The 15,603-nt window shown below is 69.2% G+C and carries 15 protein-coding genes; 6 read left to right on the forward strand and 9 right to left on the reverse strand.

All coding sequences use genetic code 11. The features are described from left to right. Positions 1–12: 12 nt before the first annotated feature. Positions 13–870: a pentatricopeptide repeat-containing protein gene (locus tag R9X41_RS19925; protein ID WP_318632174.1), complete on the forward strand. Its 858-nt coding sequence runs from the start codon at positions 13–15 to the stop codon at positions 868–870. Here R9X41_RS19925 and R9X41_RS19930 read toward each other — a convergent pair. Genes R9X41_RS19930 through R9X41_RS19950 form a run of 5 tightly spaced genes read right to left on the reverse strand, consistent with a single transcriptional unit; the run spans position 787 to position 6,718 of the window. Then, positions 787–2,112 (reverse strand): glycerate kinase type-2 family protein, encoded by a 1,326-nt coding sequence (locus R9X41_RS19930; RefSeq protein ID WP_318632175.1) that lies wholly within the window; start codon positions 2,110–2,112, stop codon positions 787–789. The two genes, R9X41_RS19925 and R9X41_RS19930, sit on opposite strands and share 84 nt — an antisense overlap. Then, the gene (locus R9X41_RS19935; RefSeq protein WP_318632176.1) at positions 2,109–3,071 is read right to left on the reverse strand and encodes a D-2-hydroxyacid dehydrogenase; all 963 of its coding nucleotides are present in this window, start codon (positions 3,069–3,071) and stop codon (positions 2,109–2,111) included. Before R9X41_RS19935 ends, R9X41_RS19930 begins: the two co-directional genes overlap by 4 nt. Before the next feature lie 27 nt (positions 3,072–3,098). Further along, positions 3,099–4,079, reverse strand: a complete 981-nt coding sequence (locus R9X41_RS19940; RefSeq protein ID WP_318632177.1) for a Bug family tripartite tricarboxylate transporter substrate binding protein — start codon at positions 4,077–4,079, stop codon at positions 3,099–3,101. Positions 4,080–4,139: 60 nt separating this feature from the next. Next, on the reverse strand, positions 4,140–5,033 hold the full coding sequence (locus R9X41_RS19945; protein WP_318632178.1) for an isocitrate lyase/PEP mutase family protein: 894 nt from the start codon (positions 5,031–5,033) through the stop codon (positions 4,140–4,142). Further along, positions 5,030–6,718, reverse strand: a complete 1,689-nt coding sequence (locus tag R9X41_RS19950) for a GMC family oxidoreductase (protein WP_318632179.1) — start codon at positions 6,716–6,718, stop codon at positions 5,030–5,032. Before R9X41_RS19950 ends, R9X41_RS19945 begins: the two co-directional genes overlap by 4 nt. A gap of 142 nt (positions 6,719–6,860) precedes the next feature. Between R9X41_RS19950 and R9X41_RS19955 the strand changes: the two genes are divergently transcribed. Next, positions 6,861–7,772 carry a LysR family transcriptional regulator gene (locus tag R9X41_RS19955; protein WP_318632180.1) on the forward strand — a complete coding sequence of 304 codons (912 nt, stop codon included), beginning with the start codon at positions 6,861–6,863 and terminating at the stop codon, positions 7,770–7,772. A 66-nt stretch (positions 7,773–7,838) separates the two neighbouring features. Here R9X41_RS19955 and R9X41_RS19960 read toward each other — a convergent pair whose 3' ends face one another. After that, positions 7,839–8,165: a DUF1840 domain-containing protein gene (locus tag R9X41_RS19960; protein ID WP_318632181.1), complete on the reverse strand. Its 327-nt coding sequence runs from the start codon at positions 8,163–8,165 to the stop codon at positions 7,839–7,841. Continuing rightward, entirely contained in the window at positions 8,159–9,442 is a 1,284-nt protein-coding gene (locus R9X41_RS19965; protein WP_318632182.1) for a class I SAM-dependent methyltransferase, read from the reverse strand. The genes R9X41_RS19960 and R9X41_RS19965 overlap by 7 nt, the downstream gene beginning before the upstream one ends. 217 nt (positions 9,443–9,659) lie before the next feature. Here R9X41_RS19965 and R9X41_RS19970 point away from each other — a divergent pair, with 217 nt between their 5' ends. Continuing rightward, positions 9,660–10,733, forward strand: coding sequence for an aminopeptidase (locus R9X41_RS19970; RefSeq protein ID WP_318632183.1), 1,074 nt, complete (start codon positions 9,660–9,662; stop codon positions 10,731–10,733). 10 nt (positions 10,734–10,743) lie between these two features. Here the strand turns inward: R9X41_RS19970 and R9X41_RS19975 are convergent, their stop codons facing one another. Both R9X41_RS19975 and R9X41_RS19980 read right to left on the reverse strand, forming a co-directional pair. Continuing rightward, positions 10,744–11,949 carry a M20 aminoacylase family protein gene (locus R9X41_RS19975; protein WP_318632184.1) on the reverse strand — a complete coding sequence of 402 codons (1,206 nt, stop codon included), beginning with the start codon at positions 11,947–11,949 and terminating at the stop codon, positions 10,744–10,746. Between the two features lie 50 nt (positions 11,950–11,999). After that, positions 12,000–12,560, reverse strand: a complete 561-nt coding sequence (locus R9X41_RS19980; RefSeq protein ID WP_318632185.1) for a chorismate--pyruvate lyase family protein — start codon at positions 12,558–12,560, stop codon at positions 12,000–12,002. Positions 12,561–12,698: 138 nt separating this feature from the next. Between R9X41_RS19980 and R9X41_RS19985 the strand changes: the two genes are divergently transcribed. From R9X41_RS19985 to R9X41_RS19995, 3 genes are all read left to right on the forward strand, one after another. After that, positions 12,699–13,202 carry a MarR family winged helix-turn-helix transcriptional regulator gene (locus R9X41_RS19985; RefSeq protein WP_318632186.1) on the forward strand — a complete coding sequence of 168 codons (504 nt, stop codon included), beginning with the start codon at positions 12,699–12,701 and terminating at the stop codon, positions 13,200–13,202. 83 nt (positions 13,203–13,285) lie between these two features. After that, the gene (locus tag R9X41_RS19990; RefSeq protein ID WP_412556717.1) at positions 13,286–15,367 is read left to right on the forward strand and encodes an FUSC family protein; all 2,082 of its coding nucleotides are present in this window, start codon (positions 13,286–13,288) and stop codon (positions 15,365–15,367) included. Next, positions 15,364–15,573 carry a DUF1656 domain-containing protein gene (locus R9X41_RS19995; RefSeq protein WP_318632188.1) on the forward strand — a complete coding sequence of 70 codons (210 nt, stop codon included), beginning with the start codon at positions 15,364–15,366 and terminating at the stop codon, positions 15,571–15,573. Before R9X41_RS19990 ends, R9X41_RS19995 begins: the two co-directional genes overlap by 4 nt. Positions 15,574–15,603: the final 30 nt, after the last annotated feature.

Here is a 15,603-nt window from a genome sequence, read left to right on the forward strand (position 1 = left end):
GACACTGGCCACATGTACACGCCGCAACCCATCCACCAACCCTCTGGATTCGAATCGGTTCTGCGCACGCGGGCTGCGAATGAGCGACGTCCGCACCACGGCCCGATTCCCCTTCCGGAGCCGACGACAGCCGCTGACCAGATCGGACTTCCGCCCCGTCCGCTGATGGCCAACCGGGTCGATTTCTGCGCCGTCCCGGTCGAGCCGGATGCGCAAGATATCGAAACCAGAACTCCGCAGGAACGCCGGGAAAGATTGGACCAGGAGGTCTGCCGCTACAACCGCAACGGCGGCAGCGAACGGCCGCTGCTCATGCTGGCCACCGGGCTGATCGCCAAGGCAAGGACGTGGGAAGAGGCCATCGAACGCCTTCGCCAGATCAGCGAGGCCATCCATCCGCTCACCGGCCACCGTGTGCGGCCCGACACCACGGCCTATAACGCGGCCATCGCGGTCTGCTGCAGACAAAAACAGGTCGCCAAAGGCGAAAAACTCTTCGACGAAATCGTGAAGGCCGACATGCAGCCCGATGCGGTGACGTATAGCCACATCATCCTGGGCTACGCCCGAACCAAGGGATTCCATTATTCGACGGCCATCTTCGAATACATGGTGCGTCACGCCGCCACGAGCGACATCAAGCCGGACTCGGTGATGTATCACATGATGATCAAGTCCTACCTGCTGCGCAAAGACCTCGGCAGCGCCCAGGCGGCGGTCACGTCCATGTGGCGGCACGGTGTGGCGCCGCACGTGCATCTCGACGCGATGCTCCGCAGTCACGGCCTACGGCTCCGTGCGGATGACAACCAGGCACCGGAAATCGTTGACATTGGTATGGGTGGGTCCCGTCACCAGCAAGTCGCCTAGCCCTTTGAAAAAGGCGTAGGCATCGTTCCGATCGAGATGGTCGGTAACCGACAGGCCGGCTGCACCAGCGCGCGCCAGTGAATCGGGCGTGACGAAGGCACCGGCGTTGTCTTCCACGCCGTCGATGCCGTCGGTGTCGGCCGCCAGCGCCCAGACGCCGGCCTCGCCTTGCAGCGCCTGCGCCAGGCCCAGGCAGAACTCGCCGGCACGCCCGCCGCGCCCCTTGGCAACGCCGTCGGCCCGGGGACGCACCGTCACCGTAGTCTCGCCGCCGGACAGGATCACGCAGGGTGCGCGAAACGGCTGGCCGCGCCGCGCCACCGACCGCGCCAGTGCCGCATGCACCTTGCCGACCTCGCGCGACTCGCCTTCGATCTCGTCGCTGAGGATGTGCGCCTCCAGGCCCGCCGCCCGCGCCGCTTCGGCCGCGGCTTCCAGCGACTGCTGCGGCGTGGCGATCAGCTGCATCCGCTGCCGCGCGAAGACGGCGTCGCCCGGCTTGGGTGTTTCGAGCGCGCCGGATTCCAATGCAGCCTGCACTGCCGCAGGCAGGGCGATGCCATAACGGCGCAGGATCGCCAGCGCGTCTGCGCAGGTCGTCGGATCCGGCACGGTGGGGCCGCTGGCGATCACTGCCGGATCGTCGCCCGGCACGTCGCTGATCGCCAGGGTCAGCAGCGGCGCCGCACCACAGGCGGCGGCGAGCCGCCCGCCCTTGATGCGCGAGAGATGCTTGCGCACGCAGTTCATCTCGCCGATGTGGGCGCCCGAGAGCAGGAGTTCGCGGTTGATGCGCTGCTTGTCGGCCAGGCTCAGGCCTTCGCAGGGGAGGGTCAGCAGGGCCGAGCCGCCGCCGGAGATGAGGCACAGCACCAGATCGTCCGGCCCCAGCCCCTGGACCATGGCCAGCATGCGTTCGGCCGCTGCCTGGCCCGCCGCGTCCGGCACCGGGTGCGCGGCCTCGACGACTTCGACGCGCGCCGACAGGCCCTCGGGCCGTTGCGGCACATGGTGGTAGCGGGTGACGACCAGCCCCTGCAGCGGCGCGTCGGCCGGCCACAGGGCCTCGACCGCCTGGGCCATGGCGCCGCCCGCCTTGCCCGCGCCGATGACCACGGTGCGGCCGCGTGGCGGCGGCGGCAGGTGCTCGGCCAGGCTGTGCAGCGGCTGGGCGCGGCGCACGGCCACGTCGTAGAGGTGGCGCAGCAGCGCGCGCGGATCGGAGATGGCGTTCAAGGTCATGCGGCCGGCCGCACCTGGTTGGCAGGCTCGCCGCGCTCGAAGGCTTCGATGTTGTCGACGAGCTGGTCGGCCAGGGCCTGCACCGCTTCGTCGGCGGCCCAGGCGACGTGCGGCGTCAGGATGAAATCCGGTCGGTCGAGCAGCGCCATGAAGGGATGGTCGGCCGGTGGCGGCTCGGTGCTGGTGACGTCGAAACCGGCCCCCGCGATCTGCCCGGCCTCGAGCGCCGGACCCACCGCCGATTCATCCACCAGCCCGCCGCGCGCGGTGTTGATCAGCAGCGGCTTGCGCCGCATCGCCGCGAACTCCGGCGCGCCGATCATGTTGCGCGTGGCCGGACGCAGCGGGCAGTGCAGTGTGAGCACGTCGGCGCGCGCCAGCACCTCGTCGAACGGGGTGTAGAGCGATCCCTGGCCGGTGCGTCCCTTGTGCGCGGAGAACAGCACCTTCATGCCCAGCGCCCGGCCCATCGCCGCTACCGCCTGGCCGAGCGCACCGTCGCCGACGATGCCCAGCGTGGAGCCGGCGAGGTCGCGGATCGGGTGGTCGAAGAAGCAGAACTGCCGCGCTTGCTGCCAGCGCCCGGCGCGCACCGAGGCGTGGTAGGCCAGGAGGCTGCGGCGCAGGGCGAAGATCAGCGCGAAGGTGTGCTCGGGCACCGAATGCTTCGCGTAGTTGCGGATGTTGCTCACCACGATGCCGCGCGCCGCGCAGGCCGCGAGATCGACGTTGTCGGTGCCGGTGGCGGCCACGGCCACGAACTTCAGGCTTGGTGCTCCGGCCAGCAGATCGGCAGTCAACTTGACCTTGTTCACGATGAGGATGTCGGCCCGCGCGATGCGGACTGCCACCTCGTCGGGCGCGGTGCGGTCGAACACCTCCAGGGTGTGCGGAAAGCCCACGGTGCGCAGCGTGGTCTGGGGCGAAAGCGTGGCGCGGTCGAGAAAGACGATGTTCATGGCTGGCGAAGATGAATGTCCGAAAGCCTATTCAAGTTTGATGCCGGCCTTGGCGATGATGGCCTGCGAGGTCTGGTTGTCGGACTTCACCATGGCGGCGAAGGCGGCGCGGCTCTCGGGGCGCGGCTCCTGGCCCTGGCCAAGGATCACGGTGCGCACCTCCGGCCGCTGCAGCACCTTGTTGACCTCGGCATTGAGCCGGTCGGCGATGGCCGGCGGCAGGTTGGCCGGACCGAACACGCCATACCACTCGACCATGTTGAAGCCGGGGTAACCCAGCTCCGACAGCGCCGGTGCATTGGGCAGCGCCGTCGCCCGCTTGGCCGAGGTCACCGCCAGCGCGCGGATCTTGCCGCTCTGCAGCAGCGGCAGGGCCGAGGCCAGCGAGGTGCCGGCGAGGTCGAGGTGGCCGCCCATCAGGTCGGCCAACGCCGGTGCGGAACCCTTGTAGGGCACGTGCTGGAGCTTGAAGCCGCTCTTGTCCTGGATCTGTTCGGCGGCCACCTGCGCGACGCTGCCGGTACCTGAAGTGCCGAAGTTCAGCGGCTTGGACGGATTGGCCTTGGCGAAGGCGAGCAGGTCGGCCCAGGTCTTGTAGGGCGAGTTCTCGGCCACGGCCAGCACCATCGGCGCCTCGACCGCGAGCGCCACCGGGGTAAGGTCCTTGGCAGGGTCGAAGCTCAGCTTCATCAGCCAGGGCGCGAGCGAGACGTTGGCGGTCTGGCCGATGACCAGGTCGTAGCCGTCGGGCTTGGCGCGCGCGGTCTCGGCAAGGCCCAGCGTGCCCGCCGCGCCGGGGCGGTTCTCGGGCACCAGCGTCCAGCCGGCTCCGGCGGACTCCGCAAGCTTCACGCTCAGCGTGCGGGCGATGAAATCGGTGCCACCGCCGGGCGTCGACGGGATGATCAGGCGGATCGTCTTGGTCGGGTACTGCGGATCCTGCGCGACGGCGGTGCAGGCGATGGCCGCCACCGTGGCGGCGCAGGCGATTCGGCGGATGAGGTTCATGGCTTTCGTTCCTTCTGTCTTGTCTCTGTCTTGTGATGAACGCTTCGGGCGGCGCAAGCCTCAGGCGGCCGTGTACTTCTGCTCCTGCGCCACCGCTTCCGGCAAGCCGACGAAGGCGTTGTATTCCTCGAACGGCGTGAGCTGATCCTGCACCGCGCGGGTGTCGCAGCCCTGGCGCATGAAGGTTTCCATCATGGTCTTGACCGCCTTGTGCATGGCCAGCAGCGGCTCCACCGGGCAGAGCGCGAAGGAGAAGCCCAGGTCGCCGACTTCCTTCAGGCTGAGCGTCGGGCTCTTGCCCGAGGTGACCATGTTGAACAGCAGCGGCTTGCCCAGCGGCGCCAGGCGGCGCTGGAGTTCGCGCATCTGCTCCACGCTTTCCACCGCGTCGGCATAGAGGCCATCGGCACCCGCGCCGGCGTAGGCGGTGAGGCGGTCGATCGCGTCCTCGATGCCGTTGACCGCGATCGAGTCGGTGCGGGCGACGATGAAGAAGTCCGGGTCCTGCCGGGCCTCGACCATGGCGCGCACCTTCTGCACCATCTCATGCTTGCTCACCAGCTGCTTGCCGGCGAAGTGGCCGCATTTCTTGGGCAGGGCCTGGTCTTCCAGGTGCAGACAGGAGGCGCCGGCCTCTTCCCACAGGCGGATGGTGCGCTGCACGTCGAGCATGCCGCCGTAGCCGGTGTCGGCATCGGCGAATACCGGCAGGTTGGTGGCGCGGCAGACGCGGCGGATGTGCTCGAACATGTCGCGCTGCGACAGTGCGCCCATGTCCGGCTCGCCCGCCTCGATGCCGCAGGCGACGAAGCCGCTGACGAAGATCGCCGGCGCGCCGGCCGCCTCGGCGAGCTTGGCGCTGATGGCGTCGAAGGCGCCCATGCAGACGAAGGCTTCGCCCTCCTTGAACAGGGCGCGGAAACGTTGGTTGCGGCTGAGGGTCGGGGTGGTCATGCGATGGTCTCCGGGATGGTGGTTGTCGGTTTTGCCGCGCGGGGCCGCGCTTCGGCGATCACCCATGCGGCGGCCTTTTCGGCGAGCATGAGCGTGGGGCTGTTGGTGTTGCCGCTGGTGATGGTGGGCATGGCGCTGGCGTCCACCACCCGCAGGCCGGCGATGCGCCCGCCCCGGCCGTCGCGCAGGCGCAGGCGGGAGTCGAGCACCGCCATCGGATCGCCGTCGGCGCCCATGGCCGCCGTGCCGACGGGATGGAAGATGGTGGTGGCGATGTCGCCCGCCAGGCGCGCCAGTTCCTCGTCGCTCTGGTACTGCACGCCGGGCTTGTATTCCTGCGGCTTGAAACGCGCCAGCGCCGGCTGGGCGGCGATGCGGCGGGTCAGGCGCAGCGAGTCGGCGGCCACCTGGCGGTCTTCGGCGGTGGACAGATAGCAGGGCGCGATGGCCGGCGCATCGGCGAAGCGCGGGCTGCGCAGGCGCACCGTGCCGCGGCTGGTCGGGTTGAGGTTGCAGACGCTGGCGGTGAAGGCCGGGAACGCGTGCAGCGGATCGCCGAAGGCTTCGAGCGACAGCGGCTGCACGTGGTATTGCAGGTTGGCGAAAGGCTGCTCCGGCGAGCTGCGGGTGAAGGCGCCGAGCTGCGAGGGCGCCATGCTCATCGGGCCGCTGCGCGAGGCGAGGTACTGCAGTCCGATGCGGGCCTTGCCCAGCCACGACGAGGCCAGCACGTTGAGCGTGGGCGCGCCTTCGATCTTGAAGACGGCGCGGATCTGCAGATGGTCCTGCAGGTTGGCGCCGACGCCCGGCAGGTCGGCGACCACGTCTATGCCCTGCGCGCGCAGCACCTCGCCCGGGCCGACGCCCGACAGCTGCAGGATCTGCGGCGAGCCGACCGCGCCGGCGCAGAGCAGCACTTCGGCGGCGGCGTGCACCGTCACCTGTTCGCTGCCGTTCCACACGTCCGCGCCGGTGCAGCGCCGGCTTCCATCGGGCCGGGTCTCGAACAGCAGGCGCATCACCTGCGCGCCGGTCCACAGTTCGAAGTTGGGCCGGCCATAGCAGGTGGGACGCAGGAAGGCCTTGGCGCTGTTCCAGCGCAGGCCGTTCTTCTGGTTGACCTGAAAGTAGCCGACGCCTTCGTTGTCGCCGGTGTTGAAGTCGGTGCTGTGCGGAATGCCGGCTTGCTGCGCGGCCTGGGCGAAGGCGTCGAGGATGTCCCAGCGCAGCCGCTGCTTCTCCACCCGCCATTCGCCGCCGGCACCGTGCATTTCGTTAGCGCCGAGGTAGTGGTCCTCGTGGCGCTTGAAGGCCGGCAGCACTTCGCTCCAGCGCCAGGTGTCGTCGCCGGTGATGCGCGCCCAGCCGTCGTAGTCGCGCGCCTGGCCCCGCATGTAGATCATGCCGTTGATGCTGGAGCTGCCGCCCAGCGTCTTGCCCCGCGGGTAGCGCAGGCTGCGGCCGTTGAGGCCGGGTTCGGATTCGGTGCTGTAGAGCCAGTCGGTGCGCGGATTGCCGATGCAGTAGAGATAACCGACCGGGATGTGGATCCAGTGGTAGTCGTCCTTGCGGCCGGCCTCGATCAGCAGCACCCGCTTGGCCGGATCGGCCGACAACCGGTTGGCCATGAGGGCACCGGCCGTGCCGGCGCCGATGACGATGTAGTCGAAGCTGGGGTCGCTCACGGGCTTGTCTCCGTCGGTGTACTTGCACCGCGTGTTATTTGCCGCAACGCCTGGCGAGGCAGCGGCTTGAGGCCAAGTTTGCAACGTGCGACGGGACGTGCGCCAATGATTTCGGCAAAACAGCGATATAAATGCCGCAAATATGATCCTTGCCGCCATCGACCTCCAGACCCTGCGTACCTTCGTGGCCGTAGCCCAGGAAGGCAGCGTTTCGCGCGCCGCCGTGCGGCTGCATCGCTCGCAGCCCGCGGTCAGCCTGCAGCTCAAGCGGCTGGCCGACATGACCGGCCTGGTGCTGTTCCAACGCACCGCCCACGGTCTGGTGTTGAGCGCCGACGGCGCCGCCTTGCTGCCACAGGCCGAAAGGGTGATGGCCGCCACCGACGATTTCGCGCAGGCCGCCGGCCGGCTGCACGGCACGGTGCGCGGCCAGTTGCGCATCGGCACCATCCTCGAGCCGCCGTTCATCCGGCTCGGCGACTTCCTGGGCGAGCTGGTCGATGCCGCGCCGCAGGTGGCCACCGAACTGCGCCACGGCATGAGCGGCGATGTGCTGGCCCAGGTGCAGCACGGCGACCTGGACGTGGGCTTCTATCTGGCGCCGAGCCTGGAAACCACCCGCGCGCTGCAACCCGAGCTCGCGGTGCGCACCCTCAACCGCTTCACTTACCGGGTCGTCGGCCCCGCCGGCTGGGGGCCCCAGCTGCAGGGCCGCGACTGGGAGGGCCTGGCCGCCCTGCCCTGGCTGGGCACGCCGCCCGAGTCGGTGCACCACCGGCTGCTGGGCGATGTCTTCGGCCCGCGCGGGTTGTCGCCCCGGTTGGCCGCACTGGTGGACCAGGAGTCGTCGATGCTGGATCTGATCAAGTCCGGCGTCGGCCTGAGCCTGGTGCGCGACGCCATCGCCATGCGCGAGAGCCAGACCCACGGCCTGGCGGTGGCCGACCGGGTGATGCTGCCCTGCGAGCTGCAGTTCGTGTCGCTGGCCTCACGCGTGCAGGAGCCCGCCTTGGCGGCCGCGTGGGAGGCGCTGGAGCGGGTGTGGCGGCGGTGACCGGGCGGCCGCAAAACTAAAAAAGGCCGGCGAAACCGCCGGCCTTTTTGTTTCAGGGCAGCGTCCTCACACGCCCCAGACCACGTCCTGCCGTTCGTCGAGGCTGCGGGTCAGCATGTCGATGAAGGGGGCCACCCGGCGGCGCAGGCTGATGTTGCCGTCGCTGTGCAAATGGTCGTCGCCCTGGTGGTGGTCGCCCACCGACTCGACAACGTCGGGCTGGGCTTCGTGCTCGGCGACTGCGCGTCGCAGGGCGGCGACGGCGTCGGGAATCTGCTCGACGGTGATGATGCCCTGGGGTCCGGGATCCTTGCCGATGATGCGCAGCACCTGCTGGGCGCTGGTCTCGAGGAGGATGACTTCGGCGGTGGCGCGTGACTTGAACTTCAGCATGCGGCCTTCCTTTCTTCTGTGTAGATGTAGCCCCGTTCGAAGGGATAGACGGATTGTGCGCCTGCCATGCGGCCCGAATCGAGCTTGCCGTCGGGCTTGATGGCCAGGATCTGGTGCAAGGATATCCAGCCCCGCTCGAAACTCATGGCGCTTCCGGACAGATAAAGCCTGTAGGCGCGCAGGACGCGTTCGGCCCGGTCGGCATTACTGCCGGCCGTCAGAATCCGGCGGGCTTCGTCGAGCTGGCCTTCGAGCGAATCGGACCAGGCCCAGAGCGTGCGCGCGTAGTGCGGCCGCAGGCTTTCGACGTCGACCGACTCGAGCCCTGACGCCGCCATGTCGGCCAGAACGCGGCTGACATGCAGCAGTTCGCCGCCGGGAAAGATGTACTTCTCGATGAAGTCGCCCATGCCGGCGCCGAGCTGCGAGTTCTCCAGGCCGCCGGCGGTGATGCCGTGGTTCATCACCAGGCCGCCCGGCGCCAGCAGGCGCATGAGCTGGCCGAAGTAGGCGGTCATGTTGGCGCGGCCCACGTGTTCGAACATGCCCACCGACGAGATCTTCTCGAAAGGCTGCGCCGGATGGAGATCGCGGTAGTCGCACAGCAGCACCTGCACCCGATCGCCGAGGCCGCGCTCGGCGATGAGCTTCTGCACATGCGCATGCTGGTTGCGCGACAAGGTGATGCCGGTGGCCTGCACGCCGTAGTGCTCGGCCGCCCAGAGCAGCAGCGCGCCCCAGCCGCAGCCGACGTCCAGGTAACGCTGGCCGGGCTGCAGATCGAGCTTGCGGCAGATGTGGTCGAGCTTGGCTTCCTGGGCCTGCGCCAGGGTCATCGTGTTGTCGCGGTAGTAGGCGCACGAATAGACGCGGCGGGGGTCGAGCCAGAGTTCGTAGAACCGGTCGGAGACGTCGTAGTGGAACTGGATCTGCTCTGCGTCGCGCTCCCGGGTGTGCGCGGCCAGTGACTTCATGCGGCGCAGCATCGGCGTCCACCAGCGCTGGTCCGGCGAGGTGGGGTCGTTCGGCAGGATGCCGGCCACGGCCTGCATCAGGTCGCGCATGCGGCCCTGAATCTCGACGCGGCCTTCGACCACCGCCTCACCGAGTGCCCCGACCTGCCCGGCCGCCAGGCGGGCGAGCGCCGCCATGTCGCGTATGTGAAGCATGACCGCGGCCTTCGCCGGCCCGACCCATTCACCCCCGGGAAGCTGCAGCGCGACGGTGACCGGAAGTTGTCGCAGCCGCTCCTCTATTTGTCGTTGTAAAGCGTGCATGGAGAAAAATTTTTGCGCCGCTGTTAAAAATCGTCAACAGTCAAAATGTCGGACAAGTCCGCAAAATTGTTGTCAAAAGCGGTCGTTATTTCCCATCGAAATGCATCGAATGACAACAAGCGCGCAATTGCACCGATTTCGAGCGCGTAGCTTTCAATCTGCTTTCCAAACGATGCGTAAGTTATTTCAAATTTTTGATCGACATGCACGTCTTGCCATGGTTTTGGCTCCACTGCTGGCCGGATGCACCGGCCTGGGCAGCACCGGACCGGGCTATTACTGGCAGTCGATCACCGGCCATCTGGAGCTGATGCGCTCGGCCCGGCCGGTGGACGACTGGCTGGCAGACCCCACCACCAGCCCGGCTCTGCGCGACCGGCTGCAGCTGTCGCAGCGCATCCGGGCCTTCGCGTCGAAGGAACTGGGCCTGCCGGACAACCCGAGCTACCGGCGCTACGCCGACCTGCATCGCGCCGCGGCCGTGTGGAACGTGGTCGCCGCGCCGCCGCTGTCGCTGACGCTGCAGACCTGGTGCTTTCCGGTCACGGGCTGCATCGGCTATCGCGGCTACTACAACGAGCGCGCGGCGCGAGAGGAAGCCGCCGGCCTGCGCGGCCAGGGGCTGGAGGTGTCGGTCTACGGCGTGCCGGCGTACTCCACGCTCGGCTGGCTCAACTGGGCCGGCGGCGATCCGTTGCTCAGCACCTTCATCGGCTACCCGGAGGGCGAACTGGCGCGCATGGTGTTCCACGAGCTGGCGCACCAGGTCGTCTACGCCGAGGGCGACACCACCTTCAACGAGTCCTTTGCGACTGCCGTCGAGCAGATGGGTCGCGAACGCTGGCTGGCCCGCGAGGCCTCGCCCGAGGCCCGCACGGCCTACGAACGTTATGCCGGTCGGCAACGCGATTTCCGCGACCTGACGCGCGACACGCGGCGCTCGCTCGAGGTGGTGTACGAGGCGAGCGATGCCTCGATCGAGGAAAAGGAAACCCAGAAGGCGGCGATCATGGCCGAGTTCCGTGCGCGATACGCCGCGCTGCGCCAGGGCTGGGGCGGCGATGCGGCCGGCGTTGGCGGCTATGACCGCTGGGTGGCGGAATCCAACAACGCGTCGTTCGGCGCGCTGGCGGCCTACGACACCCTGGTGCCGGCCTTCCAGGCGCTGTTCTCCCAGGTGGCCGCGACCCCGGGCGATCCGTGGCCGCGCTTCTATGCCGAGGTGCGCCGGCTCGCCGCGCTGCCCAAGGCCGAGCGGCTGGCGGCGCTGCAGGCGCTCGCCCCGCCCTGAGCGGCTCGCTTCAGCGCAGCGGCGCGGGTGCGTCGAACCAGGCGCGCACCAGCTCCACCCAGCAGCGGGCGCCGGTGGGAATGAGGGCGTCGTTGAAGTCGTAACTCGGGTTGTGCAGCATGCACGGCCCCATGCCGTGGCCCGCGTCGCGATGGCCGCCGTCGCCGTTGGCCAGGAAGGCATAGGCGCCGGGGCGGGCCATGAGCATGTAGGAGAAGTCTTCCGCGCCCATGGTGGGCTCCTGCGCCGGCACGTTGTGCTCGCCCAGCACCCGCTGCGCCACGCCGCGCAGGAAGTCGGCTTCTGCCGCGTGGTTGATGGTGGGCGGATAGTTGCGGTCGAAAACGAACTCGCAGTCGGTCTCGAAGGCCGCGCAGGTGTGTTCGGCCACCTGGCGCATGCGCCGCTCGATCAGGTCGAGCACCTCGATGCTGAAGGTGCGCACCGTGCCCTCGATCACGCAGGTGTCGGGCACCACGTTGGTGGCCTCGCCGGTGTGGATCATGGTGACCGAGATCACGCCGGCGTCCAGCGGCTTCTTGTTGCGGCTGACGATGGTCTGGAAAGCCTGCACCATCTGGCAGGCCACCGGCACCGGGTCGATGCCCAGATGCGGCATGGCGGCGTGGCAACCCTTGCCGCGGATGGTGATCTTGAATTCGTTGGACGAGGCCATGACCGGCCCGGCGCTCACCGCCATCTGGCCGGGCAGCATGCCGGGCCAGTTGTGCAGGCCGAAGACCGCCTCGCAGGGAAAGCGGTCGAACAGCCCTTCTTCCACCATCGCACGGCCACCGCCGCCGCCCTCTTCTGCCGGCTGGAAGATGAGGTGCACCGTGCCGTCGAAGTCGCGGTGCTTCGACAGGTGCTCGGCCGCGGCCAGCAGGATCGCCGTGTGGCCGTCGTGCCCGCAGGCGTGCATGCGGCCCGGATGCCGGCTGGCGTGGGCGAAGGTGTTCTTCTCGAGGATCGGCAGGGCGTCCATGTCGGCGCGTATGCCCAGCGTGCGGCGGCCGCTGTCGCGATCGCCGCGAATCACGCCGACCAGCCCGGTGCGGCCGATGCCCCGGTGCACCTCGATGCCCCAGGCCTGAAGCCGGTCGGCCACCAGGCCGGAGGTGCGCACTTCCTCGAAGCCGAGCTCGGGATGGGCGTGGATGTCGCGCCGCAGGGCGGTAATGGCCGGCAGGTCGGCGTCCAGGGTGTCGGTGGTCATCGCAAATTCCTCGATTGAAAAGCCGGTCCGGCGCCGGGCCCGATGCGGCCTCAGTCCAGGCCCATCAGCATGCCACGCCGCCAGGTTTCGGTGATCAGCATCAGCGGCCCGTCGGGCGTGATCACCCGGTAGCTGCGGGTGGCTTCGGCGTCGGGCTGGCCAACGGCGTTCCACAGCCGTTCGCGCACCGGCGCCATGCCCGCGTCGTCGAAATCGCGCTTGGCCCAGAGCCGCTCCAGCAGGTGGCCGATGGGCGTGGTGCCGGCTTCGAGCTCGGCACGCACGGCCGGTGCCAGGCCTTCCAGGGCGATGTAGCTGAGGTTGTCCATCATCACCTGCCCGTGCGCCGCGAGGCAGACACGGCGTTCGATGAAGCGCTCGCCCGGCAGACGTTGCCGCACCACGGCCGGCACCTCGGCGGTGAGGTGTTGCAGCGGCACGTAGAGGTCGATCGGCCTGCCGGCCACCGTCTCGCACAGGCGGGTGGTGGAGCCGTCCTGCACCATCAGCAAGCGAAGGAAACGGCGTTCGACACGTTCGCGATCCGGCACGGCACCGGCCTGGAGAAAACGCTGGCGCAGCAGGCCGGCGGGCAGTTCGGACAAGGGCACGGACCGGAATCTCCCGAAGCTCGGTGAGGTGAAAAAGAGACGCTGCCGAGTGTAGTCGCGCCATTTCCCCTAAAATAGATAGCAAGCTAACTAGTTTGAAGCTAGCTTTCAATCACCTTTCCCCGGATCACGAATTCCATGAGCAAGACCTCCGCTGCCAAGAGCCGTGCCGCCGCCCTGATGACGGTCACCAGCTCCCTGGCGACACTGCAGCGCGGCTACCGCTCCGCTGCAGACCGTGCGGTGGCGCACGTCGGCATGTCGCAGGCCATGGCCTGGCCGCTGGTGATGATCGGCCGCCTGGGCGACGGCATCCGTGCCGGCACGCTGGCCGAAATGCTGGCGATCGAAGGCGCCTCGCTGGTGCGCCCGCTCGACCAGCTCGCCGACGCCGGCCTGATCGAGCGCCGCGAGGACGCCACCGACCGCCGCGCCAAGGGCCTCTACATCACCGAGGCCGGCCAGGCCGCGCGCGACCAGATCGAACGCGCCCTCGAAGAGCTGCGCGCCGACATCTTCGGCGGCGTGTCCGACGACGATCTCGCCGCCTGCCTGCGCGTGTTCGCCTCGCTGGAGGCGCGCGTGGGCAAGGGAGGCGCCGGCGCCGCCGCGCAAGCCTCCGCCCAGGAGCCGGCAACGTGACCCAGCTCCTCGTGCTGCCGCCCTTCCTGCGGCAGTTCAACCGCCGCGACTGGCTGTTCTCGGTCAAGACCTTCGGGGCCGCGATGCTGGCGATGTACCTGGCCAACCGGGTCGGGCTGCCGCGCCCGTTCTGGGCGATGACCGCCGCCTACATCGTGTCCAACCCGCTGGCCGGCGCCACGCGGTCCAAGGCGCTCTACCGCTTTCTCGGCACGCTGCTGGGCTGCACCGCCACCGTGCTGCTGGTGCCGGCCTTCTCCAACGCGCCCGAACTGCTGTCGCTGGTGCTGGCGTTGTGGCTGGGGCTGTGCCTGTTCCTGTCGCTGCTCGACCGCACGCCGCGCTCCTATGTCTTCATGCTGGCCGGATACACCGCCGCGCTGATCGGGTTTCCGTCGGTGGAGGCGCCCGCCGCTCTGTTCGACACCGCCATCGCCCGGGTCGAGGAGATCGGCCTGGGCATCCTCTGCGCCAGCGTCATCCACGCCATCGTGCTGCCGCAGGGCATGGCCGGCACGCTGACCGCCATGCTCGACCGCTCGCTCGGCGATGCGCGCACCTGGCTGGCCGACCTGCTGGGCACCACCGGCTCGCGCGTGGCCGAAACGCCCGAGCGGCGCCGCGCGCTCACCGTGGACCGCCGGCGCCTGGCGCTGGACATCACCCAGCTGCGCCTGCTCTCCACCCACCTGCCCTTCGACACCAGCCATGTGCGCTGGACCGCCGGCGCCATCGGCGAGATGCAGGACCGCGTGGCGGCGCTCACGCCGACGCTCTCGGCACTGGAAGACCGGCTGGTCGCCATGGAGCAATGCGAGGGCGCGCTGCCCGACGACGTACTGGCCGTGCTGGCGCGCGCCGGGCGCTGGCTGGAAGACGGCGCCGATGCCACCGACCTGCCCGCGCTGCGCCAGGAGATCCAGGCCTTGGCCGACCGGCGCGTGCCGCCGGTCGAGTTACCGACCGACGACGGCTTCGTCGGCCCGCCCGCTCCCCTGTCGCCCTGGAACCGCGCGCTGCGCATCGACCTCGCCGCGCGCCTGGACCAGTTGCTGTCGGGCTGGCGCACCTGCCTGGCGCTGCGCCAGGACATCACCGACGGCCTGGCCGGAAAACCCGCACCGCTGCGCCGTTCGGCCGCGCTGGGCCGCAAGGTGCTGCATCGCGACGTCGGCATGGCGCTGCTCTCGGCGATTGCGGCGGTGCTCGCGGTCGGCCTGTGCTGCACCTTCTGGATCGCCACCGGCTGGCCGAGCGGATCGGTAGCCGCCATGATGGCCGGCGTCTTCTGCAGCTTCTTCGCCACCATGGACGACCCGGTGCCGGCGATCCACGGCTTCCTGGTCGCCACGCTCTGGTCGCTGCCGATCGCCGCCATCTATGTGCTGGTCGCCCTGCCGCTGATCCACGACTTCGCCATGCTGGTGCTGGTCTGCGCGCCGGTATTCCTGGTGCTGGGCTGCTACGCCGGGCGGCCCGCCACCATGCTCATCGGCCTGGGCATGATCATGGGCATCAGCGGCTCGCTGGCGCTGCACGACACCGCCACGGCCGACGTGGCGACCTTCCTCAACATCAACCTCGGGCAGATCGTCGGCATCGTGGCCGCCGCCCGGGTGACCCGGCTGGTGCGCTCGGTCGGCGCCGACTGGAGCGCCGAGCGCATCCGCCGCGCCACCTGGCGCGACCTCGCCGGCATGGCCTCGGCCCGGCGCTCCGACGTGCAGCGCGAGGCCTACGCCGCCCGCATGCTCGACCGCATCGCTCTGCTCGCGCCGCGCGTGGCAGCCGGCGACAGTCAGCCCGACTCGCCGCGCACCCAGCGGGTGCTGCGCGAGCTGCGCCTGGGCGACGACATCGGCCGGCTGCAGCAGCTGCGCACCCGCCTGCCGCGCACCAGCGTGGCCGGCCTGCTGGCGGGCATCGCCGAGCTCTACCGCGACCGCATCGCCGGCCGGGTCGATCCGGCCGCCAGCGAAACCGCCCGGTCGCCGGCGCTGCTGCGCGAGCTCGACCGCATGCTGGTCGCGGCGCTGCACGACGTGTCGCGCCCCGGCGTCGACACGCAGGGCGCCGTGTCGGCCATGGTCGGCCTGCGCCGCAACCTGTTCTCGGATGCGCCCGCTGCCATCCACTCCCCTGTTCCCGGAGGTTCGATTCCATGATCGGTGAAGCCAGTTTCTACGGGCTCTACCTGCCCTGGCTGATGTTGCTGGCCGGCGGCGCGCTGCTGGCGAGCTGGGTGCTGCGCCGCCTGTTGGCGACAGCCGGCGTCTACCGCTGGGTCTGGCATCCGGCCCTGTTCGACATCGCGCTGTACGTGCTGGTGCTCTACCTGCTGGTCCGCCTGACCGAAGTGCCTTTTCAGTGAATTTCCTGCCTCGCCCAAAATTTCAGAGAC

It is taken from the genome of Xylophilus sp. GOD-11R (genome assembly GCF_033546935.1).
Classification (GTDB): Bacteria; Pseudomonadota; Gammaproteobacteria; order Burkholderiales; family Burkholderiaceae_C; genus Xylophilus.